This window comes from Micrococcus sp. Mcc28, assembly GCF_024519775.1.
GTDB lineage: Bacteria > Actinomycetota > Actinomycetes > Actinomycetales > Micrococcaceae > Micrococcus > Micrococcus luteus.
Window position 1 is genome coordinate 1 of sequence record NZ_JALJRH010000042.1, and the last position, 540, is coordinate 540.

Annotated in this window: 1 protein-coding gene; it reads left to right on the forward strand. The window is 58.3% G+C overall.

Annotation, left to right across the window (positions count from 1 at the left end):
* The coding region (locus NR073_RS11390; protein ID WP_256748837.1) for a hypothetical protein at positions 1 to 540 on the forward strand (540 nt) is incomplete at both ends.

Sequence of the window (540 nt, forward strand, 5' to 3'; positions counted from 1 at the left end):
GGGAAGAGGAGGGGGGAGAAAGGGAAGGAGGAAGAGGGAGAGAGAGGGAGAGGGGGGGAGGAGAAGAGAGAGGAGAGAAGGAGAAGGAGGGGGGAGGAAAGAGGAAGGAGAAGAGAGGAAGAAGAGGAGAGGAAGAAAAGAGAAAGGAAAAGGAGGGAGGAGAAAGAAAGGAGAGAGGAGAGGAAGGAAGAGAGGGAGGAGAAGGAGAAAGGGAAAGAGAGGAGGAGAGGAGAGGGAGAAAAGAAGAAGAGGAAAAGAGAGAAGAAGGAGAGGGGAGAAGGGAGAAGGCAGAGGAGAGAGGAGGAAAAAGAGGAGGAAAGGAAGGAGAAGGAGGAGGAGGAGGAGGAAGGAGAAGAGGAGAGAGAAGAGAGGAAAGGAGAGGAGAAAGAGAGGAAGAGAGGAGAGAGGAAAGAGAAAGAGGGAAAAGGGAAAGGGGAAGGGGGAGAGGCCGGGAGGCCGGAGCCGGGGGAGGCGCCGGGACCGCGGGGATCGCCGTCGTCCGCGGGCGGCGGTGCGCCGTCGGCGCGCTGATGGGGTTCC